This is a genomic window from Maledivibacter sp., from assembly GCA_025210375.1.
Lineage (GTDB): Bacteria > Bacillota > Clostridia > Peptostreptococcales > Caminicellaceae > JAOASB01.
Map to the genome: position 1 here is coordinate 25540 of JAOASB010000044.1, position 26189 is coordinate 51728.

The 26189-nt window shown below is 34.7% G+C and carries 21 protein-coding genes and 3 other annotated features; of the genes, 13 read left to right on the top strand and 8 right to left on the bottom strand.

The features are described 5' to 3' along the window. Positions 1 to 23: 23 nt before the first annotated feature. The 3 genes from cimA to ilvB all read right to left on the bottom strand — a co-directional run bounded on the left by cimA (position 24) and on the right by ilvB (position 4141). A complete protein-coding gene (gene cimA, locus N4A68_15450; protein MCT4565692.1) occupies positions 24 to 1586 on the bottom strand; it encodes a citramalate synthase in 1563 nt (520 codons plus the stop codon). 71 nt (positions 1587 to 1657) lie between these two features. Further along, positions 1658 to 1898, bottom strand: a binding site (T-box leader). A 118-nt stretch (positions 1899 to 2016) separates the two neighbouring features. Then, positions 2017 to 2502 carry an acetolactate synthase small subunit gene (gene ilvN, locus N4A68_15455; protein MCT4565693.1) on the bottom strand — a complete coding sequence of 162 codons (486 nt, stop codon included), beginning with the start codon at positions 2500 to 2502 and terminating at the stop codon, positions 2017 to 2019. A 16-nt stretch (positions 2503 to 2518) separates the two neighbouring features. Beyond that, a complete protein-coding gene (gene ilvB, locus N4A68_15460) occupies positions 2519 to 4141 on the bottom strand; it encodes a biosynthetic-type acetolactate synthase large subunit (GenBank protein MCT4565694.1) in 1623 nt (540 codons plus the stop codon). A 290-nt stretch (positions 4142 to 4431) separates the two neighbouring features. Further along, positions 4432 to 4671, top strand: a binding site (T-box leader). A gap of 110 nt (positions 4672 to 4781) precedes the next feature. Here ilvB and N4A68_15465 point away from each other — a divergent pair. From N4A68_15465 to N4A68_15475, 3 genes are all read left to right on the top strand, one after another. Beyond that, positions 4782 to 6320 (top strand): 2-isopropylmalate synthase, encoded by a 1539-nt coding sequence (locus N4A68_15465; GenBank protein ID MCT4565695.1) that lies wholly within the window; start codon positions 4782 to 4784, stop codon positions 6318 to 6320. A gap of 34 nt (positions 6321 to 6354) precedes the next feature. Continuing rightward, the gene (gene ilvC, locus N4A68_15470) at positions 6355 to 7347 is read left to right on the top strand and encodes a ketol-acid reductoisomerase (GenBank protein ID MCT4565696.1); all 993 of its coding nucleotides are present in this window, start codon (positions 6355 to 6357) and stop codon (positions 7345 to 7347) included. A gap of 109 nt (positions 7348 to 7456) precedes the next feature. Beyond that, positions 7457 to 8782: a replication-associated recombination protein A gene (locus tag N4A68_15475; protein MCT4565697.1), complete on the top strand. Its 1326-nt coding sequence runs from the start codon at positions 7457 to 7459 to the stop codon at positions 8780 to 8782. A 206-nt stretch (positions 8783 to 8988) separates the two neighbouring features. Here N4A68_15475 and ilvA read toward each other — a convergent pair whose 3' ends face one another. Continuing rightward, positions 8989 to 10233, bottom strand: coding sequence for a threonine ammonia-lyase (gene ilvA / locus N4A68_15480; protein ID MCT4565698.1), 1245 nt, complete (start codon positions 10231 to 10233; stop codon positions 8989 to 8991). 80 nt (positions 10234 to 10313) lie between these two features. Beyond that, positions 10314 to 10568, bottom strand: a binding site (T-box leader). 142 nt (positions 10569 to 10710) lie between these two features. On the opposite strand from ilvA, the gene N4A68_15485 reads away from it, so the two are divergent. Further along, positions 10711 to 11589: an AraC family transcriptional regulator gene (locus N4A68_15485; protein MCT4565699.1), complete on the top strand. Its 879-nt coding sequence runs from the start codon at positions 10711 to 10713 to the stop codon at positions 11587 to 11589. Between the two features lie 92 nt (positions 11590 to 11681). On the opposite strand, the gene N4A68_15490 is transcribed toward N4A68_15485, so the two are convergent. Continuing rightward, the gene (locus N4A68_15490) at positions 11682 to 12554 is read right to left on the bottom strand and encodes a zinc dependent phospholipase C family protein (protein MCT4565700.1); all 873 of its coding nucleotides are present in this window, start codon (positions 12552 to 12554) and stop codon (positions 11682 to 11684) included. A gap of 367 nt (positions 12555 to 12921) precedes the next feature. On the opposite strand from N4A68_15490, the gene N4A68_15495 reads away from it, so the two are divergent. The 6 genes from N4A68_15495 to N4A68_15520 all read left to right on the top strand — a co-directional run bounded on the left by N4A68_15495 (position 12922) and on the right by N4A68_15520 (position 19484). Beyond that, positions 12922 to 13395 carry a PTS sugar transporter subunit IIA gene (locus tag N4A68_15495; GenBank protein MCT4565701.1) on the top strand — a complete coding sequence of 158 codons (474 nt, stop codon included), beginning with the start codon at positions 12922 to 12924 and terminating at the stop codon, positions 13393 to 13395. Positions 13396 to 13470: 75 nt separating this feature from the next. Continuing rightward, positions 13471 to 13734, top strand: a complete 264-nt coding sequence (locus N4A68_15500) for an HPr family phosphocarrier protein (protein MCT4565702.1) — start codon at positions 13471 to 13473, stop codon at positions 13732 to 13734. Positions 13735 to 13929: 195 nt separating this feature from the next. Beyond that, complete coding sequence (locus N4A68_15505; protein ID MCT4565703.1) at positions 13930 to 14205, top strand: PTS sugar transporter subunit IIB; 276 nt, start codon at positions 13930 to 13932, stop codon at positions 14203 to 14205. 125 nt (positions 14206 to 14330) lie between these two features. Beyond that, positions 14331 to 15683, top strand: a complete 1353-nt coding sequence (locus N4A68_15510; GenBank protein ID MCT4565704.1) for a PTS galactitol transporter subunit IIC — start codon at positions 14331 to 14333, stop codon at positions 15681 to 15683. A 23-nt stretch (positions 15684 to 15706) separates the two neighbouring features. After that, entirely contained in the window at positions 15707 to 16375 is a 669-nt protein-coding gene (locus N4A68_15515; GenBank protein ID MCT4565705.1) for a class II aldolase/adducin family protein, read from the top strand. A 325-nt stretch (positions 16376 to 16700) separates the two neighbouring features. After that, on the top strand, positions 16701 to 19484 hold the full coding sequence (locus tag N4A68_15520) for a sigma 54-interacting transcriptional regulator (GenBank protein MCT4565706.1): 2784 nt from the start codon (positions 16701 to 16703) through the stop codon (positions 19482 to 19484). Between the two features lie 63 nt (positions 19485 to 19547). On the opposite strand, the gene N4A68_15525 is transcribed toward N4A68_15520, so the two are convergent. Further along, the gene (locus N4A68_15525) at positions 19548 to 19754 is read right to left on the bottom strand and encodes a LexA repressor (protein MCT4565707.1); all 207 of its coding nucleotides are present in this window, start codon (positions 19752 to 19754) and stop codon (positions 19548 to 19550) included. Between the two features lie 197 nt (positions 19755 to 19951). On the opposite strand from N4A68_15525, the gene N4A68_15530 reads away from it, so the two are divergent. Both N4A68_15530 and N4A68_15535 read left to right on the top strand, forming a co-directional pair. Further along, positions 19952 to 20431 carry a hypothetical protein gene (locus N4A68_15530; protein MCT4565708.1) on the top strand — a complete coding sequence of 160 codons (480 nt, stop codon included), beginning with the start codon at positions 19952 to 19954 and terminating at the stop codon, positions 20429 to 20431. Between the two features lie 170 nt (positions 20432 to 20601). Beyond that, positions 20602 to 21690, top strand: coding sequence for a CapA family protein (locus N4A68_15535; GenBank protein MCT4565709.1), 1089 nt, complete (start codon positions 20602 to 20604; stop codon positions 21688 to 21690). A 138-nt stretch (positions 21691 to 21828) separates the two neighbouring features. On the opposite strand, the gene N4A68_15540 is transcribed toward N4A68_15535, so the two are convergent. Further along, positions 21829 to 23181 carry a sodium-dependent transporter gene (locus N4A68_15540; protein ID MCT4565710.1) on the bottom strand — a complete coding sequence of 451 codons (1353 nt, stop codon included), beginning with the start codon at positions 23179 to 23181 and terminating at the stop codon, positions 21829 to 21831. 219 nt (positions 23182 to 23400) lie between these two features. Then, positions 23401 to 24561, bottom strand: a complete 1161-nt coding sequence (locus tag N4A68_15545; GenBank protein MCT4565711.1) for a beta-lactamase family protein — start codon at positions 24559 to 24561, stop codon at positions 23401 to 23403. Positions 24562 to 25099: 538 nt separating this feature from the next. Between N4A68_15545 and N4A68_15550 the strand changes: the two genes are divergently transcribed. Next, positions 25100 to 26189 (top strand): hypothetical protein (locus tag N4A68_15550; protein ID MCT4565712.1); only part of this gene is annotated, 1090 nt, incomplete at its 3' end.

Sequence of the window (26189 nt, forward strand, 5' to 3'; positions counted from 1 at the left end):
TAGCAAATAATTATGCAATTTGCTTATTTGATCAATTTATATTCAATAGAATCCTTTAAAGCAATTAAACTGGCTTCGATAATATCCGTTGAGACACCCACAGCGGTCCAGGATTCTTTGCCATCGGTTGATTCTATTAAAACTCTAACCTTAGCTGACGTGGCACTTTCAGCATCTAGAACTCTAACCTTGTAGTCAGTTAAATATACCGCCTTTAGCTCTGGATAAAATACTTCTAAAGCCTTTCTTAGAGATTTATTTAAAGCATTTACTGGGCCATTTCCTTGCTCTGCTGTGATCTCCTCTTTACCATCCACAATAACCTTTATGATGCTGGAGGAAGTAAAATCTTGACCTATTATGGAATGCTCCCCAATAGTCTTAAAATAGTCTATTTTAAATGGCGAAACATATTTTCCTAGAAGCTTTCTTATCACCAATTCAAAGGAAGCCTCTGCACCTTCATATTGATACCCCATATGTTCTAATTCCTTTAACTTATCTATGATTTTCTGAGCCTCTGGAGAATCCTTTGATATGGTTTTATCAACCCTTTTTATTAATGGAAGAATAGTACTCTTACCAGAAACCTCAGACATTAGGAATCTTCTTTTATTACCAACGATCTCAGGGGGAATATGCTCAAATGAGCTTGATGCCTTGGATACTCCATCTATATGCATACCACCCTTATGGGCAAAGGCTCCATTACCCACATAGGGCATATCGTATATTAGTTGGAGGTTACATATCTCCGATATATATCTCGCCGTGGAAGTAAGATTTTCTATTTTTTTCTTTGGTATACAATCAATATTCATTTTCAACTGTAGATTTGCAATGACAGTAGAAAGATTCGCATTGCCACATCTTTCACCGATTCCTATATAGGTACCTTGAACCTGTACAGCTCCTGCATTTACCGCCATAATTGAGTTGGCTACAGCCATACCACAATCGTTATGACAGTGAATACCAACCTCTACATCAAAGGAATTACAGATATCCTTTGTGATTCCATAGACTTCATTGGGGAAGGTGCCTCCGTTGGTATCACATAGAACAATGACATCGGCACCAGCGTCTACGGCGGCAGTTAAGGTTTCTATGGCATACTCTGGATTAGCTTTGTAGCCATCAAAGAAATGCTCTGCATCATATATAACCTCTTTATTATGTTTTTTGAAAAAGGTAATGGTATCATATATCATTTTTACATTTTCATCTAAGCTAGTTTTTATAATATCCGTAACGTGAAAATCCCATGATTTTCCGAAGATGGCCACGGCAGGGCTATTGGCTTCTAGCAGAGAAGCTATATTATTATCCTCTTCTACGGATACATTTTTTCTTCTTGTACTACCAAAGGCAACAATCTTAGAATTTTTTAGTTTCATAGATTTTAGGCCTTCAAAAAATTCTAAATCCTTGATATTTGATCCGGGATTTCCCGCTTCAATATAGGTAATCCCAAGATTATCTAAAGCAGTGACAATATTTAATTTATCCCTAACAGAGAATGAAATACCCTCCCCTTGAGCCCCATCCCTAAGGGTTGAATCAAATATTTTTATCACATTATTCAAATTTAAAACCTCCTTCCAAAAAACATTTTATTAGCAAAAGACCTATAAAAAAAATCGTCCTCGAATAAATCTTCAAGGACGAGTATACACTCGCGGTACCACCTTAATTGTATCTAAATATATAAATAGACACCACTCTTCTCGGTTCAAGCAAACCTAAGCCTTTAACGGGGCTAGTCGTTATCCTTTACTATAGATTTCAAGGACACAGCTCGGGAGTGATATGCATTTTATAGGTAGTATCGGTTTACAGCAGCCACCGACTCTCTAAAACTACAGATATAAAAAACCAGTCTCCGTCATAGCGTTTATATATTAATGTGATATTATAATTATCCAAAATTATAACAATGGTATTATCGATTGTCAATGAATTATTTTAAAAATTTTAAAATAAGCAAAAGTTTTGAATAAATAAAAAATTGTAACACTATTGGGAAGTTGCTCTTTGGATACCCGTGAATCCAGTACGGACTAACTCCATTATTCCATAGGGCTTCATAACCTCTACAAAGGCGGATATTTTTCCGGCATCACCGGTCAACTCAATGGTAAGTGTTTCGGCGGAGACATCGATGATATTTGCCCTAAAGATATTAACTGTCTCATTGATGGATGCCCTATCCTTGGCGTCGGCTTTAACTTTAATCAATACAAGGTCTCTATATACTGATTTATCCGGTTTAAGTTCAATAACCTTTATGACATCTATTAGCTTATTTAATTGTTTCTTGATTTGTTCAAGTATATAGTCATCGCCAGTAACTGTAATGGTCATACGAGAAAGATTTGGATTTTCAGTTACGCCCACGGAAAGGCTGTCAATATTATAGCCCCTACGGCTAAACAGTCCGGCAATTCTACTCAATACACCGGAATGGTTTTCAACTAAAACCGATAGTACATGCTTATTGATATTAACTCCTCCTTTACTATAAAGTGCTGGATATACTTGGATCTACCATACACTCGATGATATAACTGTCATCACTATTCAAAGCAGTTTCAAAGGCATTGTTTAATTCTTCGTTTGAAGTTACCCTTACGCCCTTTAAACCATAGGCATCTGCTATTTTTATAAAATTGGGATTACAAGTGAAGTCTATGCCAAAATGCTTATCCTTTCCAACTTTCATATCTTGAAGCTCTCTGACCATTCCCAGTCTGTTGTTGTTGAAAAGTAGTATTATAATATTTAATCCCGTTTCGCGAAGGGTTGCCAATTCCGTCAATGACATCTGAAAGCTTCCATCCCCTAGACTACATATAACCTTTCTATTCGGGTCTGCCAATTTAGCTCCTATGGCTGCCGGTAGACTGTAGCCCATGGTTCCTAGACCACCCGAGGTTAAGAATTTCATATCACCATGTATGTCCAAGTTTCTAGCGGCCCAGATTTGATTTTGGCCAACATCAACGGTAAATATTGTGTTATCGGGAACCATACTAGATAATGTTTTTAAAGCTTGTTTTGGATTGACAAAGGTACTGCTTCCTTGGTATTTTTCTATTGTATTATCCTTTAATGATTTAATTCTACTGATCCAATCGTCGGTATCAAGGGGTTCGACCTTTTCAATAAATTGACTTAAAATATTTTTTGCATCTCCCACAACGGGAATAGTAGTGGATAGATTTTTCCCGATCTCGGCGGGATCAATATCAATGTGAATAATAGAAAGATTTTTATTTGTAAGGTTGAAGCCAGCCATGGCACGGTCACCGACCCTGGCTCCTATGATCATCAATAAATCGGCTTCACCCACAGCTCTATTAGCATATGAGTGACCATGGGAGCCTACCATTCCCACATAATAATCGGAATCTGAAGTAAGGGCACCGATACCCATCAAGGTGTGAACAACGGGTATTTTTGATTTTTCAGAAAAGATTTTAAGTTCCTTTGATGCATCGGAGCCCAATATTCCACCTCCCACGCAAAGTAAAGGATGTTTGCTTTTTTTCAGCTCCTTAAGGGATCTTTTTACTTGTCCGGCATGACCTACATAGGTAGGCTTATACCCAGTTATATCTATGGAATCGGGATATAAGAAATCTATATTTTGTGTTTGGATATCAAGGGGGATGTCTATAAGTACAGGCCCGGGTCTTCCCGTAGAAGCTATATAAAATGCCTCTTTAAATATTTTCGGTATATCATTGGCATCCTTCACAAGATAGTTATATTTAGTAAATGGTTCCGTAGCCCCTACAATATCAGCTTCTTGGAAAACATCTTTACCTATAGACGTCGTATTTACCTGCCCTGTTATGACAACAAGGGGTATAGAGTCCATATAGGCCGTGGCAATTCCTGTAATTAAGTTTGTAGCGCCAGGGCCAGATGTAGAAATACATACACCAACTGTGCCTTTAGTCCTTGCAAAACCGCTGGCAGAATGGGCCGCGCCTTGCTCATGTCTAACTAGGACATGGCTTATATCAGAATTTCTTAAGGATTCATATAATGGAAATACAGCTGCACCGGGATAGCCAAAAACAATATCTATCCCTTCTTTTTCCAAACATTTAACGATAGCATTTGAAACCTTCAAAATATCACCTTCTTAATTATTTGAGGAGCTTTTATAAGTAAAATTATTGATTTTTCAAATTTAGATAATTATCAAGTATTTTAACAAAATTTACAGTATTAAGTCAATAGAATTTTTAAAAAATTTAGAAATTAATCCATAAAATAAAAATTAGATGAAAAAATTAGTTAGGGATGTAAAAAATTTTAAATGCATAAAAATTAATATTTTCTGATAATTTCTCAAAAAAGTGATTGACTTTTCTGAATTAATTTGTTAACATACAATACAACACATTGGAAATCTCATATGGCAAAGCTATGAAGGAGAGCGTATTTTATAAAAACAGTTCCAGAGAGTCGGTGGTTGCTGTGAACCGATACTGTAGCTAAGATACTACTCACTCCTGAGCAGCATCTCTGAAATTATCTTAGGAGATAGATGGTAAGCCCCATTATAGGCTAGGATTTGATTGAATCTGGAATGAGTGGTTTTTGCTTTGGCAAAGACAAATAAGGTGGTACCACGGGAATTTAAACCCCGTCCTTAAATATTATTTAAGGACGGGGTTTTTTGATTTTTGGACTTATAAAGAATGACCTAAAAACTTGTAACTTGGAACATGAAACTTGGAACTATTAAATATAAAGGGGAGAGTTTAATGGGTAAAAACATAAAGATATTTGACACAACGCTTAGGGATGGAGAGCAATCACCGGGCTGTAGTATGAATCTAAAGGAAAAAATACAAATGGCTAAACAGCTTGAGCTTTTAAAGGTGGATATAATCGAAGCGGGCTTTGCCATAGCGTCGGAGGGAGACTTCACCTCAGTCAAAGAAATTGCAAAAACTATCAAGAACTGTACAGTGGCAAGCTTAGCCAGAACCTTGCCAAAGGATATAGATTATGCATGGGATGCGGTGAAGTATGCTGCAAGACCAAGGATACACACCTTTATAGCAACCTCAGATATTCATATGAAATATAAATTGAAAATGGACCCAGAGGATGTGATAGATAGAGCAGTTAATATGGTTAAATATGCTAAAAAATATTGTGAAGACATTGAATTCTCTGCTGAGGATGGTACAAGAAGTGATCCAATCTTTTTATCAAGGCTATTTGAAAAGGTGATAACTGCAGGAGCAACTGTAATCAATATTCCAGATACAGTAGGGTATACAACCCCCGATGAGTATTATGATTTTATAAATAAGATAAAGGAAAACACTTCAAATATGCATAGGGTAGACATATCCGTGCATTGTCACAACGATTTAGGCTTAGCAGTTGCAAATACATTGGCGGCTGCAAAGGCAGGTGCAACTCAGTTTGAATGTACCATCAATGGTATAGGTGAAAGGGCAGGGAATGCAGCCCTTGAGGAAATTGTAATGGCTATAAACACTAGAAAGGATACTCTAGATATGCAGTGCAATATCGATACAACTCAAATAATGCGTTCAAGTAAGCTTTTAACCACTATTACTGGTGTACAGGTACAGCCAAACAAAGCAATAGTAGGAGCCAATGCCTTTGCCCATGAATCTGGAATACATCAGCATGGTGTAATGGAGGAAAGAAGTACCTATGAAATCATGACTCCAGAATCCGTTGGACTGACAACTAACAAAATGGTTTTAGGAAAGCATTCAGGGCGACATGCCTTTGAGGAAAGACTTAAGAGTCTAGGATATAATTTATCTGAGGAAGAGCTTGGTAAGGCATTTAAGAAGTTTAAGGATTTAGCGGATAAAAAGAAGGATGTTTTCAATAGGGATATAGAGGCCATAGTAACTGGAGATTTCGATGAGATACCGCCGACCTATGAGCTTGAGAGCTTTGTGATTAATAGTGGTAATATTATTACTTCCACAGCATCAATAGCCCTTAAGAAGCAAGGTGAATTAATTGAAGAAGCTATGGTGGGTGATGGGCCAGTGGATGCTGCATTTAAGGCCATAGAAAAAATCGTTGGAATGGACATTGTTCTAGAGGATTATGCACTTCATTCAGTCACTGAGGGCAAGGACGCCCAGGGGGAAGCCATGGTTAAGATCAGCTACAATGAAAATATGTACAGAGGCAAAGGACTAAGTACAGATGTGGTTGAGGCCAGTATCAATGCATATATAAGTGCTGTCAACAAAATGTTTGGTGAGATATCCCAAAATGATAGAAAAGTAAAAGCATCATAAAAAATATTTATAATAATATTAGGAGGAATTTAAAATGGCAAAAATGTATTATGCAAAGGATGGAAGCTTAGAAATGTTTAAGGGTAAGAAGGTTGCTATTATTGGGTTTGGAAGTCAAGGTCATGCCCATGCACTAAACCTAAAGGAAAGCGGAGTAGATGTAGTAGTGGGTTTATACAAGGGTAGTAAATCTTGGTCAAAGGCCGAAGAAAGCGGCCTAGAGGTTATGGAGGTAGCCCAGGCGGCTAAAGTAAGTAATGTGGTAATGATTTTGGTGCCCGATGAAAAGCAAAGAAGTATATATATGGAGAGTATTATGCCTAATTTGGATGAAGGTGATGCATTAGCCTTTGCCCATGGTTTTAACATACATTTTTCACAGATAGTGCCTCCAAAAAACGTAGATGTTTTCATGGTTGCACCAAAGGGCCCTGGACATTTAGTGAGAAGAGTATATCAAGAAGGAAAGGGTGTACCGGCATTAATAGCTATTCATCAAGATTGTACTGGTAAAGCCAAGGATATGGCCCTTGCATATGCTATTGGAATAGGGGCAGCTAGGGCAGGTGTACTGGAAACTACCTTTAAAGAAGAAACTGAAACAGATTTATTTGGAGAGCAAAGTGTTTTATGTGGTGGAGCGACTGAACTCATCAAGGCCGGTTTTGATACTTTAGTTGAGGCTGGATATCAACCAGAGATAGCATATTTTGAGTGCTTACATGAACTAAAGCTCATCGTAGATCTTCTATATGAAGGGGGATTTGAAAAGATGAGATATAGTGTAAGTGATACTGCTGAGTATGGAGATTACATGGTTGGTAGACGAATCATAAATGAAGATACGAGAAAAGAAATGAAGAAGGTTCTAGAGGAAATACAAACAGGTAATTTTGCAAAGAATTGGTTATCTGAGAATATGCTTAATAGACCGGTATTCAATTCCATCAAGGAACAAGAGCTTGAGCATCAAATAGTTGAGGTTGGTAAGAACCTAAGGGGTATGATGGAGTGGATCAAAGAGTAATTAAGGACATTAGGATTACTGAGAAATCTTTTACTTTTATGGGCCAAATCTGATACAATAAAATAGAAAAATTTGTGTAGCTCATATTGAAAGATAAAAGGTGATCATGATGGATCTATTTGAAATTCAAAGAAAAGAAAGACTAAGAAAGCAATCTCCCTTAGCGGAGCGTTTAAAGCCAAGGACATTGGAGGAATACGTAGGGCAGGAGCATATATTGGCACCGGGAAAGCTCCTTTGGAGGGCCATCAAGGCAGATAGGATTACTTCAATAATTCTTTATGGGCCTCCGGGTACGGGTAAAACCAGTCTTGCAAGGATTATTGCAAATACTACTAAATCAAATTTTGTACAGCTCAATGCCGTAACCTCAGGGGTTAAGGATTTAAAGGAAGTAGTAAAGGAAGCCAAAAATCAACTTGGAATGTACAATAAAAGAACTATACTATTTTTAGATGAGATTCACAGATTCAATAAGGCACAACAGGATGGTCTATTGCCTTCGGTAGAAAATGGAACCCTCATATTAATAGGTGCCACTACTGAAAATCCATTTTTTCAAGTAAATAATGCTTTGATTTCAAGGTCAATGTTATTTAAATTGGAGCCTTTAAATGAAGAACATATAAAAAAAATAGTTAAGACAGCAACAGAGGATAGGGAAAGAGGGCTTGGTTCATACAATATTGATTTACATGAGGAAGCAGCAGATTTTCTAGCAAATGTAGCTGGAGGAGATGCTAGGAGGGCTTTAAATGCCTTGGAGCTGGCAGCCTTAACCACAGAAAAGGATGAAAAGGAAAGAATAGATATAGATCTGGAAGTAATTAAGGAATGTATGCAGAAAAAGCCCATTAATTATGATAAAGATGGGGACTATCACTACGATGTGATCTCAGCCTTTATTAAAAGCATGAGGGGATCAGATCCCGACGCGGTACTACACTATCTAGCCAGAATGCTTTATGCAGGAGAAGATCCTGTATTTATCGCAAGGCGGATAGTAATATCGGCCTCGGAGGATGTAGGAAATGCCAATCCCAACGCCTTGGTAGTAGCCAATAATGCTGCCCAAGCAGTTCAGTTCATTGGAATGCCCGAGGCTAGAATAATATTGGCACAAGCGGCTATATATGTGGCTGTTTCTGCAAAAAGTAATAGAAGCTATGTGGGTATTAATAATGCATTAAATGATATCGAAAAAAAGAAAATTGGACAGATTCCCATGCATTTAAGGGATAATAGCTATAAAGGGGCAAAAAAATTAAATCATGGATTAGGATATTTATATCCCCATGATTATCCTAATAATTATGTAAAGCAGCAGTATCTTTCCGATGAACTGGTTGGGACAATATACTACAATCCAAGTGATAATGGACAAGAGAAAAGAATAAAAGAAAAGTTGAAGATATTGAGAAAAGAAAATAAATAGCTTGAATTTGAGCCAATCTATATTATGTATATTCCAGTTAAACAATTAATTTATACACATCAAAAATCCCTAAAAACATCGGATATTTTGATATGCATAAATTAAGTTTAACTTTGGGAAATCTATACTATTGAATTTTCAATATAGTATTTTAGAAAAAATATAGTTTCCATGGGAAGCCACATATGTGGCTTCCCATAATCAAATTAATAAATCTTATCCACTTCATAACCATAGTTTTCAAGATTATCAATAATCTGATTTATATGCTTGTGTCCATTTGTTTCTACGGTTATTTCAAGAAGTGCATATTTAATTCTATCCAGGGCCTTAAATTGGTTATGATCAAGCTTGATGACATTGGCACCTAGGTCTGCAAGAATTTGTGAAATTTTTAAAAGCTCTCCAGGGGTGTCGGGAAGCTTAACTGAAAAACAGAACATCCTTCCCCTAGAAACGAGGCCATGATTTAGTAATGATGATATGGTCACAACATCTATATTACCACCGCTCACCACGGAAACTACCTTCTTATTTTTTTCCTTAAGTTTCTTTAAAGCTGCAAGGGACAATACTCCAGCAGGTTCAGCAACGAGTTTATGTCTTTCTAGGAGTACGAGCAATGCTTCCATCAAATCGAAATCTGAAACCGTAATGATCTCATCCACATAATCCTTGATTATGGAAAATGGGATATCCCCCGGCTTCTTTACTGCTACCCCATCGGCAATAGTTTCTAGGGTATCAAGACAAATCAGTCTATTACTTTTAACTGAAAGCTTCATAGCATTTGCACCTTCAGGTTCAACACCTATAACTTTTATATTGGGGTTGATGGATTTAGCCGCAACTGCAATACCACTTATAAGTCCACCACCACCTATGGGTGCTAGTATAATATCCACATCCTTTAGCTCTTCGGTGATCTCAAGTCCGATGGTTCCTTGACCCGCAATTATATCTAGGTCATTAAATGGATGGATAAAGGTATAACCCATCTTTTTCTGTAGCCGCAGGGCTTCATTATATGCCGCATCATAGTTTTCCCCAGCAATAACCACATTTGCCCCATATTTTTTAGTGGCTTCGATCTTTATTAGGGGAGTTGTCTTAGGCATTACAATGGTGGCTTCTGCTCCTAGAAGCTGTGCAGCGTAGGCAACACCTTGGGCATGATTGCCCGCCGATGAAGCTATAAGCCCCCTTCTTTTTTCTTCATCAGTTAGCTTACTGATTTTATTGTAGGCTCCCCTTAGCTTATATGCTCCAGTGATTTGAAGATTTTCTGGCTTTATATATATTTCATTTTCCGATTCACTACTAAAAATGGGACTATATATTAGCTGAGTTTTATTGCATACCTCTCTTAACCTATCATTGGCCTCTTGGATATCCCATAATTGTAACAGGGGATTATCATATTTTAGTGCATAATTAGTACCTGTTTCCATACTTATTCCTCCTAATCTTTATATTAAAATGTCTTACATCTCGAATTTATAGCAATAAAAAACGCCCATGAAGAATCTTCTTCAAGGACGAGTTTATTCCCGTGGTACCACCTTAATTGTATCTAAATAAATAGATACCTCTCTTTCAGTTCCAACAAACCTAAGCCTTTAACGGGGCTAGTCGTTATCCTTTACAACGGGTTATTCCCATAATAAAGCTTTCAAGGATACTGCTCGGGAGTGATCTGTATTTTATGGATAGTATCGGGTTCCAGCAATTACCGACTCTCTGTAACTATAGTGTATAAAATACCATTCTCCGTCCTAGCGTTTAAATATTTATTGTATATTATAATTATTCGAAATTATAACATTGTTCTAAAATTTTGTCAACAAAAAATATTTTGACAATTGCACAAAAAATGTAATAATATATATAAAGATTAGATTGCATATTTATCTGTTGGAGAGGTTTTTATGAAAGAAAATAATGATATATTAAAAATTAAAAGAGGGTATCTTAAAAGAGATTTTGAGTATTTTCATTTAAAGGATAGGATGGATTTGAATTTTGAATCCCATTACCATGATTTTAATAAGATAATTATTTTTATCTCTGGGAATGTAACCTATTTAATTGAGGGTAAAGCCTATAAATTAAAACCCTGGGACATACTATTGGTAAGCAGCAACGAGATACATAAACCCGTAATAGATTCCAGTGAAACATATGAGCGTATAATAATTTGGATAAACCCCGTATTTATCACTAAGCACAATAGCAAGGAATGTAATCTGCTCACCTGTTTTGAAATGACTTCTAGGCAAAGTCTTAATTTAATGAGACTGGATGGTGAGTTTCTTATCACTATAAAAAATATACTGGCCCAGTTAAATGATGCATGGAATAGTAATGAGTTTGGAGGCAAAATACTTAAGAATTCTTTGCTTTTACAGCTCATAGTGTATTTAAATAGAATGTTTTTGGGGGATAAAAACAATAGGGAACTAGGTGATATCCAATATGATGAAAACATTAGTAGGATTATAAATTATATAAATGAAAATCTTAGCGGGGACTTAACCATAGATGGACTTTCTTCTAGGTTTTATATTAGTAAATATTATCTTATGCATAGATTTAAAAATCAGACTGGCTATACAGTCCACAGCTATATATTGCAAAAAAGGCTCATAATGGCCAATGCATTGATCAAGAAGGGTAATTCAATAAATGATGTATATCTAGAATGCGGATTTGGAGATTATTCCAATTTCATAAGGGCATTTAAAAAAATGTTTGGGCTTCCACCTAAGAAGTACTATAAGGCGTTATTAGAACTGGAAAATGAATAATGTTTTAAGGTAAATCAAAATAGCCTGTAATTTAATTAACAGGCTATTTTATATACATATGAATATTGTAAGGACACATATGTCTTTTCTTATCAATTCGTAGGTCTCCCAGAAAAGGATATGTCATGGAGGGCTTCTTCTATGGAGCTTTTTTCTATTTCGTCCTTTAAATATGCAGTAATAAGGTTTATGAGCTTAACGCCTTCACATACTGCTTTTTTCAATGTATTGTCAAATTCTAAAAACTCTTCATTACTTAAGACACTATTATCTACCTCGGTGGGATAAACGCATATGGAAATATCTATAGGCATTATGACATTCAGCATATTAAGGCAGAACCTTTTACCACCCCTAGGGGAATAGAATATATCAAAAACTTTTTTATAATCATTGTAAGAATCATTTATTGTATCCGTTTCTAGCTTTACTCCGAAAACCTTAGGGACAATGTTCTTATAGTATTCTACAACCCCATGGGGTAGTTCTTTTCCTATATCTATTTTTGACGATGGGGATAATAGATGAACTTTTTGATTCCAGTATTTCTTTATAAAATATGTATCAAGCTTCATTTCAAAAAGCTTATGCTCATCGGAGGTCGTTGTTCGTGCATAGATAAATGGATGCTCATTTTTATCAACCACGTAATGGACTATAAAGCCTAAAAAGTAGGTAGCTAAGTCTTTAAAATCCTTATTTTTTTGGTTTTGTACTTTTTTAAGATAATCAATACTCTCTAAAAGCAATGTTTTTGTGCGGGTTTCATGGAGCATTGTTCCAATCTTAGGCCCACGTTTATTCTTTATCCAGGGAAAGAAATCATTATAAAAAAATGGGTCAGGCCCCTGGCAGCCTAGATTAAAGGTTTCTCTATTATTTTCAAGCATATTCTTCCAGTGGGAATCCCCTAAATCCTTTAGGACTAATTCCCCACCAAGAACATGAATCCAAAAATCAGGCATACTATCGTCTCCTTATTAATATTAGAAGTCTATAACTGGATTATATTTCAAAAACCAGTAGGGTACAAGAGTTTTATTAAAGATATAGCATATTTGGTGGTATGTCTTCGCAGATTCTAAAACTACGTATAGTAGATGTTTTTTAAAGAAGGTAATTATGCAATTTGCTCGATAAACAATTTTTATGAAAGGTTATGCACTAATTGGCATAAATATTGCTAAATATATTTGTATTGATGCTCACAAAAATAAGTATATCAATACTTATTTTTATGGGGATTCCAGTGTAAGCATTGTAAACCCTATATAATTAAAAACTCTCACAGTGGCATCATATTTAATACAAAAAATAATAGAGGTGGTAAAAATGAATACAGATAATGAAAATATTTTATTGCATCCAGAATTGATTTATTTTGATGTAGAGGCAGAAGATAATGAAGACTTGATAGCAAAATTAGCGTCATCTTTAGAAAAAGAGGGATATGTAAAGGAAACTTATAGAGGGGCTGTAATAGAGAGGGAAAAAAATTATCCCACAGGATTAAGAACAAATGGAGTCCATGTTGCAATACCACATACAGATTCAAATCATGTAAACAAAACCGCAATTGTTGTGGCAAATCTAAAAAAAGCAATTAAATTTAAGGAAATGGGATTAAACACTGGAGAAGTAGATGCAGAATTAGTATTCCTATTGGCAGTAAAAAACCCTAAAAATCAAGTTGATACTTTAAGTAAATTGATGGCGGTATTTTCTGATGGTGAGAAATTATTAAAGATAAAGAACTCTGAAGAAAAAAGGGAAATAATTGATATACTAGGTAAAGAACTCGCGTAGACAGATATAATGGGATGATATTTTGTGTATCAATAGATTTTACTAGAAACGATTTATTAGATAGGAGGAAAAATAATGTATAGTAAATCAGCAACCATATTAAATGAAGCAGGATTACATGCCCGTCCAGCATCTGTATTGGTACAGGCAGCTAATAAATTTAAATCAGAGATTTCAATAAAGGTCAACGATAAAACTATGAATGCAAAAAGTATTATGGCGATATTAGCTGGAAGTATTTCCTGTGGAAGTCAAGTTGATATTGTTGGAGATGGTGAGGACGAAGGGGAAGCAGTGGACAGTATCATATCCTTAATAGAGAATAAATTTGGGGAATAGATAAGGGATAATATATGGTAAAGATTAGACCCAATATAAAAAATATGCATAAATTCAAGAAAAATCATAGTGCATAAAAAGCAATTGAAAAATCATTATAGTACATGGTTTTAAGGGGAATGCACTAGATGGCATCATATTTGCTTAAGATACATAGTAGTACAGATTAAATTTTAGAAATAGGAGGAATGTAAAATGAAAAAAATTATCGTTGCATGTGGATCAGGGGTAGCTACTTCCCAGACAGTAGCATCAAAAATCAGTAGTTTATGCGAAAATGAGGGACTAGATGTAAGTGTTGAAGCAGTAGATATAAAATCATTAGAATCAATCATTGATCAATGTGATGTGTATGTGGCAATTACAGCTGTTACAAAGGATTATGGAAAGCCAGTAGTTAATGGAATACCATTCTTGACAAGTGTTGGAATGGAAGCGGAATTTGCAAAAATAAAAGAATTACTTAAATAGGATTTTAAAATCCTATTTGGCATCAAGTTATTTATGGTGTAATTATGCAATTATGGATAAACAACATTAAATCTTAAAGTTGTTTATCTCTAATATTAGGTTAATAAATACAAGGAGGAGATACTATGAGTGGAATTATTCATTATATCCTAGATTTAGGAGCAGGCATATTTTTACCGATTGTAATGATCATATTGGGTGTAATCATGGGCATGAAGTTTAAAAAAGCGTTTTCTTCTGGATTGACATTAGGGATTGCATTCACGGGTATGGGTGTTATCTTAGGATTTATGTTTGGAGCAATATCACCGGTAGCAACTGAATTTGTAAAGAATACGGGGATTGAACTTAGCACAATTGATGTGGGCTGGTCTCCATTAGCGGCAATTGCATGGGCATGGCCATATGCTCTAGCTTTATTCCCATTACAAATTGGAATTAATATCTTAATGCTTGCATTTGGATGGACTAATATTTTAAATGTAGATTTATGGAATGTATGGAGTAAAATCTTGACTGCTGTAATCGTTGCCGCTGTTACAGGAAGTATCCCGGCAGCCTTTGTAATCGCAACTATTCAGATTATTGTTGAACTAAAAAGTGGAGATTTGATACAGAAACCTATTGAAAAAATAACAAAAATACCTGGAGTTACATGTACCCATGGTATGATGCTGCAAGGTATTTTAATAGCACCTGTTAATCGCTTACTTGATTATATTCCAGGGTTAAAGAATAAAAAGGTAGATGCTGCGGCACTTAAAGAAAAAATTGGTATCTTTGGGGAAAATGGAGTTATGGGTTTCATTGTAGGGGGCTTGATTGCACTAGCAGGGGGATATGATATAAAGGGAATATTCACAACTGCTATTCAAGTATCAGCTGCTTTAACTTTATTCCCTATGGTTGCAAAATTATTTATGCAAGCATTGGCACCTATTGCAGATGCTGCTAATGAATTTATGAAAAAGAAATTCAAGGACAGAGAGATTTATATTGGATTAGACTGGCCATTCTTAGCGGGAAGTGCTGAAATATGGGTGTGTGCGATTATATTAGTACCAATAGAATTAGTAATAGCAGTATTAATGTCTAAAGCTGGATTTAATACGGTATTACCATTAGGTGGAATAATAAATATTTGTTTTACACCAGTAGCTTTAATAGTAACCGGTGGAGATTTATTAAGAATGATTATATTAGGAACAATTTTCACTCCAGTATATTTAGCAGTAGCTACAAATTTTGCTCCAATGGTTACTGAACTTGCAAGACAAGTAGGAACAATTGATATTCCAGCGAATCAAACGCTTATCTGGTCAACTTTAGAGGCACCGGCATTCCGTTGGATCATGGCACAAGCAGCTAATGTTATAAATGGAGAATTCCTAGGGATTATCATATTAGCAGGCTATGCAGCTTTAGCTGTTTGGTATTATAAACATATGACAAAGTTAAAGGGCGAAGAGTTAGCATAGAATAATGGATTGGAGGATGAATTATGTTAGAATCATATAAGAAAAAGGTTGTAGAGATTGCTAAAAAAGCTAGTAGTATAGGATTATGCCTTGATGGGTCAGGTAATTTTAGTATGAGAGATCCTGAGACTGGATATATTGCCATAACTCCTTCAAAAATAGCAAGGGATGAATTATCCTATAGGGATATCGTTATAGTTGATATAGACGCACAGATCATAGAAAGAAAAAGCGATGTATTACCTACGAGCGAGATATTGGTACATCTTGAGGCCTATAAGACTAGACCAGATGTACATGCAGTAGCCCATACTCACTCTGCATTTGCAACATCCTTTGCGATTGCAGGAAAAGAAATTCCGGGAGTTGTATATGAAGCCCTGGCATATGGTGGGAAAGTGCCATTGGCTAAATATGCAATACCAGGAACAGTAGAACTATCTAAGACCATCATCGAACCATTAAAGAATGCAGATGCTTGTTTAATGGAAAAGCATGGAGTGCTGGCAGTAGATAAGGACATAGATGTTGCCTTAACTAAAGCCATATATGTTGAGGAAGTGGCACAAATGTACTATCGTTCCTTAATGATAAGCAAGGCTTTAAATGATGCCCAAGCTCCACAGGCTATATCCGATGAAGATTTTAGTGTTTGGCAATATCCAACACAGGTAAAAGCAGTAGAGGCATAAACAGAAAGAGTAGATATATTTTAAAATATACTGGGGCTAATCTCATAAGACATTTTTATGATATAGCCCCTATATTTATATGCACCAATAATTCCATATTCTTCATAGAAAATTTTTAATTTTGCTACGTCCTTTTGTTCCTAAGACATTTATCAAATCTAGGTATGACCTTAAACTTGATAAACGTCTTAGAAATCAAAATGGCCTGCACTTTTTCAAACATTTCATAAATAATTTGGGATTATTGATGTTTTGTGAGTTTTTGTATATCATATTGTATAACACTATGTAGCTAATTACAGATTGCCAATTGGAGGCCGTATATATGAAAGCTATGGACAAAATTAGACAATATATACAGGGTAAGATAACAGCCCAGGATACCTTAAAAAAATTAGAAAAAGAATATGATATTGGGATTTCTGCCTATGAGATAGAAGAGGAGTTGGGCATTGTCAGAAATAATGCAAGTACACTTCTAAATCAACTCTTCAAGGATGGAGAACTTGTGAAAATAGGGGGCAGACCAGTATATTTTTTCCCCGTAGAGATTATTGAAAAGATAAATCAAAGGAATGACTTTAGACACAGCTTTACTCAAAAAGAGATCAGAGACTATTTATTGAACAAAGAAGAGATAGACCCATTTAAAGAACTAGTAGGTTACAACTATAGCTTAAAAAATCAAATTGGACAAGCTAAAGCAGCCATAATGTATCCAACCAACGGATTGCATATGCTCATTTTAGGGGATACGGGGGTAGGAAAAACTACTTTTGCCAATAAAATGTATGAATATGCTAAGCAAAAGAAAAATTTAGATGAAGACAAATATCCCTTCATATCCTTTAACTGTTCTGACTATTACAATAACCCACAGTTACTGGTTTCACAACTCTTTGGTCATGCAAAGGGAGCATATACAGGGGCAGACACTGACAAAATGGGATTGGTGGAAAAAGCAAATGGAGGAATACTATTTTTAGATGAAATTCATAGGTTACCTCCCGATGGTCAAGAAATGCTATTTTATTTAATAGACAATGGTAGCTTTAAGCGTTTAGGAGAAACAGATAAACAGAGGAAAAGTAATGTATTGATTATCGCAGCGACTACAGAAGATCCCAATGATAATTTACTGCATACCTTTATAAGAAGGATACCTGTGATTATTACATTACCATCATTAAAGGAAAAAAGTATCAGCGAAAGAGTAGAGATCATCGAAAATTTATTTGGTAGAGAGGCATTGAGGTTACAAAAACCTTTAAAGATAGAACCAGAGGTGCTAAAGGCCTTAGCCATATATAATTGTAAGGGGAATATAGGACAATTATATTCAGATATAAAGCTGGTTTGTGCAAAGGCATTTTTAGGATATTTGCAAAACAAGGAAGAGCTTAAGGTAGATTTTTCTATGCTTTCAAATGATATAAAGAATTCAATATTCGATATATCCAAATTGGATTTAAATACCCAGGAATATTTGAATATCTTTGATTCCACCATTGTCATAGAACCTTTAGACAAGGAAAAGCATTCCGTGGAACTTATACAGGAGAATATATACAATATATTATCTGAAAAACTAGAGGAGTTACAATCCTATGGGCTAAGTCAAGAAGAAGTTGATATTAGGATCAATAAATATGTACAGCTATTTTTTAAAAAAGTAATAAAGAGATTTAGTCCAGAAAAGTTTAATATAAGAGAATTGTATAAAGTAATAGATAAAAGAGTAGTAGACGTAACTGTAGAACTAATAGATTTAGCTTCTGAGAATCTTAATAAAAGCTTTTCCAATAAACTTTTATTTGGTTTGGCATTTCATATCCAATCCGTATTGGAAAGACTTAAAAATAAAAACTATATAGTAAATAGTACGTTTAAGGAAACAATGAAGTTATATCCCAAGCAGTGGGATGTGGCAAAGTTAATGATAGAAAGATTAAATAAAGAATTTGATATTAATATCCCCCGGGATGAGGTGGGTTTTGTTGCTGTATTATTGCATAATGCCCAAAAAGAAAAGAAAGAAGATAGTAAAATTGGCATTTTGATCATTTCCCACGGAGAAAATACAGCCACTAGTATGGCTAATGTATGCAATAGGCTGTTGAATTCAAATTATGTAAAGGGACTAGATATTCCCTTAGACAGTAAAGTTTCAGATTTGTATAGTAAAGCATTGACCATGGTAAAGGGAATAAATAGGGGAAAAGGTGTATTGATTCTAGCAGATATGGGGTCGGTGGTTAATTTTGGAGAAAGAATAACCAAAGAAACGGGTATTATTACTAGAACTATAGACAGAGTATCCACACCCTTAGTATTAGAAGCATTAAGAAAAGTAATATATAGAAATGATGATATCAATACCATATATGAATCCCTTACTCAAAATAAAAAAATCACACTAAGCAAGAGGAAAAAGGCATTGATAAGTGTATGTGTAACGGGACAAGGTACAAGTATAATAGCTAAAAATATGCTCGAAGATATCCTACAGAAATCCAATGTACAAAATATTGAAATCATACCATTAGATTATACCGTGGCGGATGTCAATAGCGATGAATATATTCAAACCACAAAGGAATACGATGTAATAGCTTGTGTAGGAAGCTTTAAGCCCAACATAGACGTGCCTTTTTTTCATATTACAGAAGTATTAAGTGAGCAAATGAGAGCATCCTTTATAGGGTATATTGAAACTCAATTGGATTTTAGTATTAAAAATGAGGATTATACCAAGGATAAATCAATATATGAAGAGGCAAAAGAGATTCTAGAAAAGAATTTATTGTTTATAAATGTAGCCATGGCCATTGTATATATTGAGAAGTTCATCACTACTTTAAGTGAGAAATTAAATTTGGAAGATAAAGATACTATATTTGGATTGGCTGTTCACATGGGATGCCTGTTGGAGCGAGTACTTCAGAATAATAAAGTGGTTTTTGAAGGGTTGAAGGAATACAGGCAGCAGCATATTAAAGAGTTCAATTTGGTCAAGAAAGAGATCAGCCATATGGAAAAGATTTATCACATTGAGATTTCAGATGAAGAAATAGCCTATATATTAAAGATCATTCTAATTCAAAAGTAGATAATTATACAATTTTCTTACTAAAAAATACTTGGGGGAGTTCACCAAGTATTTTTATATTTTTTATAACAGTCTTATTGCCCTGGATTTCCTTTCCCCCATCTCGATATACTCAGCCTTCTCAAGAACCTTTAAATGACAGTACACAGTACTGGTGGATTTATAGTTGCATATCTCTTGAAGCTCTCTGACAGTGGGAGCGTATCCATTATCCTCATGATATTTTTTTATTGCTTTATACAAATTAACATGGGGGTCTTTCAATAGCATAACACCACTTCCTTATTTTTCACATTTTTATAAATTATACATAAATTATACACGAACTAATGTTCGATATCAAGGTATTAATTTCTTCAATTCTTTAGTACAATATAATTACCTGGTGTTCCTCCATAATAATTTGGAGTAAAGAAGATGATTGTATAATTGAAATTGAACAACTAGACAAATGTGGGGTGGCAGAGATGATAAAAGCAAAAAAAGAATATTATAAAATGGCTGAGGAATGTTTAAAAAGCTATAATCTAATAAGGGGGCATATTGAAGAACTGAAAAATGAGCTAAAGGAGATAGATATTGAGGATGGTATTTCAGCAGTAGATTATTCAAAAGCCAAGATCGGTTCAACTAATAGGATAAGAAGGGTAGCTGAGGAAACTGCCATAAAAAATATTACAAGAACGGATCTAGTAATGAAGCAAATAGAGCTTTATACATGCAAGTTAAATAGAATAAAAGAGGCTGTGGATTCATTGGATTCTAGGGAGGGGAAGATAATAAAATCCAGATATATAAAGGGTAAACAGTGGTATATAATAGCCGATGAAGAAAACTACAGTGAAAAATGGTGCAAAAAAATAAGGAATACCGCTATAAACAAACTTTCCTTAGTTTTATACGGAAAAAAGGCATTATTAGAAAATAAATTTTTAGAGGCCATATAAAGGACTGCTAAGGGAGTATCTTTTTAAATATTTATGGTATGTTTAATGATCTTTAATATTATTATATAATTGAGGAGAGTGTCTAACTCTTACTTAGCAAAATTATTATTAATACATGGGCTGTAGATAGTTTAATGTAAATATTAGGCCCTATATAGAAGGAGATTCATATGAAATATTTTTTGAAGGTATTTATGATTTCTTTTATTTTCTTCGTTCTTCTGGGAGCAGGGGGATTGATGGCTATATTTGAAAAGGATAAGGGTTCCCTAGAGGTTCATACTCCCGTAGTAATAGATGAAGATAAGAAGGATGAAGATAGTAAAGAATTAGAGGACAAAAACAAGCCCATAAAAATAACCTTTGCTGGGGATTGTACTTTAGGTATTTATGAAGGTTCTGCATATGCATATTCACTACCCTTTGTATTAGAAGAAAAGGGTAAGGATTATGGATACTTTTTTAGAAAAGTTAAGCCTGTTTTGGAAAAGGATGATTTGACATTGGTTAATCTGGAATCACCTCTTACTACCAGCACAGAAAAAAAGGATAAACAGTTTTGCTTCAAGGGACACCCAGACTATGCCAATATATTAAGGGAAGGCAGTATTGAGATGGTCAATATAGCTAATAATCACATATATGATTACTCAAAACAGGGATTTCTTGATACTATACAGGCCCTAAAAAATTCTGATGTACAATATTCAGGAGAAGGCTATATTACTTATTACAGCGTAGGGGATATAACCATTGCAAGTATAGGGTATCGTGGATGGTCAACCTACATAAAGCCCTATATTTCCAAGGACATAAAAGAAGCTAGGGATAAGGCAGATATAGTTATAGTTTCCATACATTGGGGAGATGAAAATAAGTATTATCCCAATAAGGTTCAAAAGACCCTAGGGAGATTTGCCATCGACGAAGGAGCAGATATAGTTATAGGCCATCATCCCCATGTGATACAGGGAATAGAAAAATATAAGGATAAATACATAGTATACAGCCTAGGCAATTTCTGCTTTGGAGGAAATAAAAATCCTAAGGATAAGGATACCATAATATTTCAAAGTGAGTTTACCGTAGTTGATAAAAGGATTACAAAGATGGAAGGAAGTATAATACCCTGTTCAATATCCTCAGTAAAAAATATCAATAACTATCAGCCAATTATCCTAGAGGGCAGTGAAAAGGAAAGGGTTCTAGACAGAGTATATGAGTATAGTAAAGGGTTAGAGTACGGGATATCCAGATAAGGCATATGAAAAAATAATCAAAAGGACGAGTAAGATGACTAGTTTATTTTTTGAATATGTCTAAATATAATAATGTACCCTATGGCATAGGCTTTTTTTAATCCTTTACTATAGAGTACATTTTATTTTATCCTATATCTAAAACTTTACAATCCCAATAGCATTTAAGAAGATAAGTAATAGAACCCACGGAGCAATATATTTTATGACTTTGTACCAAAAGCCATAGATACTGCTGTTTAATCTTCCGTTATTTGAAACTTCACCAAGCACAGCTTTCTTATTCCACATATAGCCCACTAGAAATGTAGTCATTAGTCCAGCGAAGGGAAGGGAAAGATTGCTTACATAATAATCATAGAGATCAAATAAATTTTTCCCAAACAAACTAAAGTCACTCAAAGAACCAAAACTTAAAAGTGGTGGAATTCCTATAATAAATACTGCCAAAGTAGCAAGCCAAGATAGTGACGACCTTTTAAAGTGAGGCAATCTCTCGGATAAGAAGGATACGGATACTTCTAGCATACTGATTGAAGATGTAATGGCAGCAATAAATAGTAAAAAGAAAAATAGTATAGAAAAAATTGAACCCATAGGCATTTTAGTAAATACCTTAGGAAGGGTTAAAAATACAAGACCAGGGCCTGCTTTAAGCTCAAGGTTAAAGGCAAATACAGCCGGAATGGTTACAAAACCTGCCAAAAGTGCAACAAATGTATCTGCCAGTGTCACCGATAATGCCGTTGTACCTAGGTTTACATCCTTATTTAAATAACTTGAGTATGTAATCATGCTTCCAGCACCTAAGCTAAGGGTGAAAAAAGCTTGACCTAGGGCATTGACCACGGTTTTTCCAGTGATAACTGAGAAGTCCGGCTTAAGATACCATATGACACCCGCCATTGCTCCTGGAAGTGTTACAGAACGTACTGCAATAACTACTAACAACAAGAAAAGTATGGGCATCAATATCTTGCAATACCTTTCAATACCCCCTGATATTCCCTTGGATACGATGAATGCAGTTGCAATCAAGAAAAATAAAGTTCCAGATACTAAATAAGTTGGATTTGATGTAATCATATCAAAGAAACTTGTACCACCGCTTGATATAAGTCCCGCATTTCCCCATAATGATTTTATGGCAAATAAAATCGTCCAACCACCTACAATAGAATAAAATGAAAGTAAAATTATAACGGCACTCATGGATATGTAGCCAACGAATTTAAAATTCTTATTGATTTTGCCATAGGATTTTACAACACTAGACCTGCCATTACGACCAATGGCAAACTCACCAAGTAATACACTCATTCCAATTACTAAAATAAAAAATAGATATATTAATACGAAGGCTCCACCTCCGTTAGATCCAACTTCCTTAGGAAATCTCCAAATATTCCCTAACCCTACCGCCGAGCCTGCTGCTGCCAGGATAAAACCAGTACGTGATTTAAAGTTGTCCCTAGATTGTTCATTCCTCACTAATTGATCACTCCTCTCAATTTTCTAAAGTAATAACTTTAGAGATATGGATTTTTCCATATCATAGGTTATCACTTTCTCTGAATATTATACTTAGTAAGGTTGTTTGTGTCAAAAAAATTCAATGTTGACAATGTATATGGTTCTTTCCGGCATAAATGGATTCTGTGTGACAGTAAGAAGGTAAGAACCACCATTTTGTCATAGACACAAGAAACCCTATATATTATTATCGATAAAATCCTTTATAATACTAGGCCACCACCCATTTATGCCCCACTCTTTTCCTAATCTCACGACTATTGTATTTTTCCTTGGACTTATATAAAGAATTTGTCCTAAAACTCCCATGGCAAAGTAGTCGTATTCTGCTTCGTTGATTTTATAACCCCACCAAAAACGTTTATAATATCCTTTACCAGTTGAAAACCATTTACCCCAAGGATGTTTATTATAATATTTAAAATAATCCCTCGGTTGATTCAAATTATTAATTTCTGTTGAGTCAAGTATCCATTTTTTATCTATAATTTGTTTTCCATTCCAAGCACCATGATTAACATATAGCCTCCCAAACTTTGCTAAATCAATAGGGGTACAGCTCAACCCACTTTCTAATTTGATGAACTTTTTTTCAATATCATCTATTGTTAAATGAGCAGGATATTCCATTCCAAGGGGGTCCCAGATTTTTTCTTCTAGAAATTCATTGATTGGAATATCTAAAATTTTTTCTAATAATAGGCTTAACAATAGTGGATGATAGTCATTGTAATGAAAGAAATCTCCCACTTTATCTTCAATTGCTATATTGGAAAGTAATGTTCTACAATCGGGATGAAAATACGTCTTTATTTCATCCTTCCAAGGGAAATAGCCTTCTTTAAATCTGATTCCTGATTGCATATTTAGTAAATTTTCTATAGTAATTTGATTAAATCCGTTATTAAGCCCAGATATGTATTTGGTTATTGGATTTTTTATACTACTAATACTTCCTTCTTGAATAGCAATTCCAATCAATGCAGAGGTAATGGATTTAGTTATAGAATAAAGTCTGTGGGCTTTATCCCTTTGATAGCCATTAAAATAGTTTTCTGATATTATGGTATCCCCGTTGATAACTAAAAATGCTGTGGTTCCTGATGCCAGCAAAAAATCCTTGAAACTTTTATTTTGAATCATATACTTTTCTACTATACTTTTCCCTATTGATTCTTTAAATTTAAAAGGAGACGAAGAACTATTTATGGATATGGAAGGAAAATGCTTATGATCTTCAATGGTTTGTTTAAATTTATTTCTGATACCATAAACTAAATATCTTCCAAGGTAAGAGTTGTTCAAGAATAACTTTTGTTCATCTATTTTTTTAAACATAACAGGTTCCATCCTTAATATTTTTATTTCGTAATTTATGAAAATAACCCCTAGCACCAAATCTCTAATTAGGAGGTTGAATACTCCTTATTTTATAATATTCCTTTTATTTTAACAATGAAAACCACAATTTTAAAAGCCACCATTTCTTTTTTACATATATGGGTGTGTTAATATCATATTGCAAAGCCGGTATATAAAGCTAAATGGGCTGATGAATAAATTAAAACAGCCGGAAAAGTGCCGGAAGTATGCCGGTTTGTGATGGATTTATATACTATAATTTAATATATAAGATAGTATCATATTCGTGGCGTTGCACGTTAAAAACGTATAAAAACATATTAATCTAACCACTTGGATAAAGCCTTGGTGATGTTGATGATAACATCATTCATGGGCTTTTTTACTTTGGTATATTTAAAAACTAAAATGAATTGGGGGAAGTGGGTATGAAAAAAATTTATTGTTGTGGCTAGAAACGGTAGGGTTAGAAAGTATTATTAAAATGATTTTAAGCAAAAGAGGAGGAGAATCAATGAGTGAGATATTATCACAGGTAGAATTAGGTAAAGTAACAATAGAAAGTAATCAAATAATAATAACATGGGAAGCAGTACCGGGAGCAACTGGCTACGATATAGAGATTGATGGGAAAATAGTAAACCATGGAAGCAGCACTATATTCAGTCATAAAGAATTACAGGCAAATACACAATACAGCTATAGAATCAGAGCTAAAAATGATAACGGCGTAGGCGAGTGGAGTGATCTAATAAGAGCAACAACACTTCCAGACAATGCAATAGTGATAACAACTAAGGAAGAGTTAAAGCAAATATCTAATGATATGACAGCGTTGTATGTATTGGGGAACGATATAGACTTAGAAAATGAGGAATGGGAGCCCATAGGAAGTAGTAGTGTAGCCTTTAGTGGAGAATTTGATGGAAGAGGATATAAGATAAAGAATTTGAAGGTGAATAAGGAAAGAGAAAGCTATATAGGACTATTTGGATATATTAATGGGGCAAAGATAAAGAACTTAAAAATAGAAAATGCAGATATAAAAGGAGTTTCTTATGTAGGATCATTAGTAGGTCAAGCAGAAAATAGTTGTAATATAAGCAACTGTACGGTGGAAGGTAAAGGTAAAATAAAAGGAATAGGAAGTGATATAGGGGGTTTAATAGGAAGGTGTTATGGAGTCTATGGGAAAATAGAAAATTGTTCCGCGAAGATTAGAGTAGAAGGATCAGGAAGTATTATGGGAGGATTAGTAGGTTCCATAGATGAAAGTGATGTATTTAAGTGCTATTCAACGGGGGATGTAATAGGTACAAGCTCAAGAATAGGAGGATTAATAGGATACGCAAATGCAGGCGAAAATAATGTGATAATAACAGAGAGTTATGGATTAGGAAATGCATCGGGACTAGATAAAGTAGGAGGATTAATAGGCGAGGTACGGAGCTATAATCATAGGAAAATAACAGTAGAGGATTGTTTTGCATTAGGTAATGTGACTTCAAGTGAGACTAACCGTTCGTATGCAGGAGGATTAATAGGAGAATTAGATGGGGATTCGGATAATTATAAAAGTATAGTAAGAAATAGCTACTCTACGG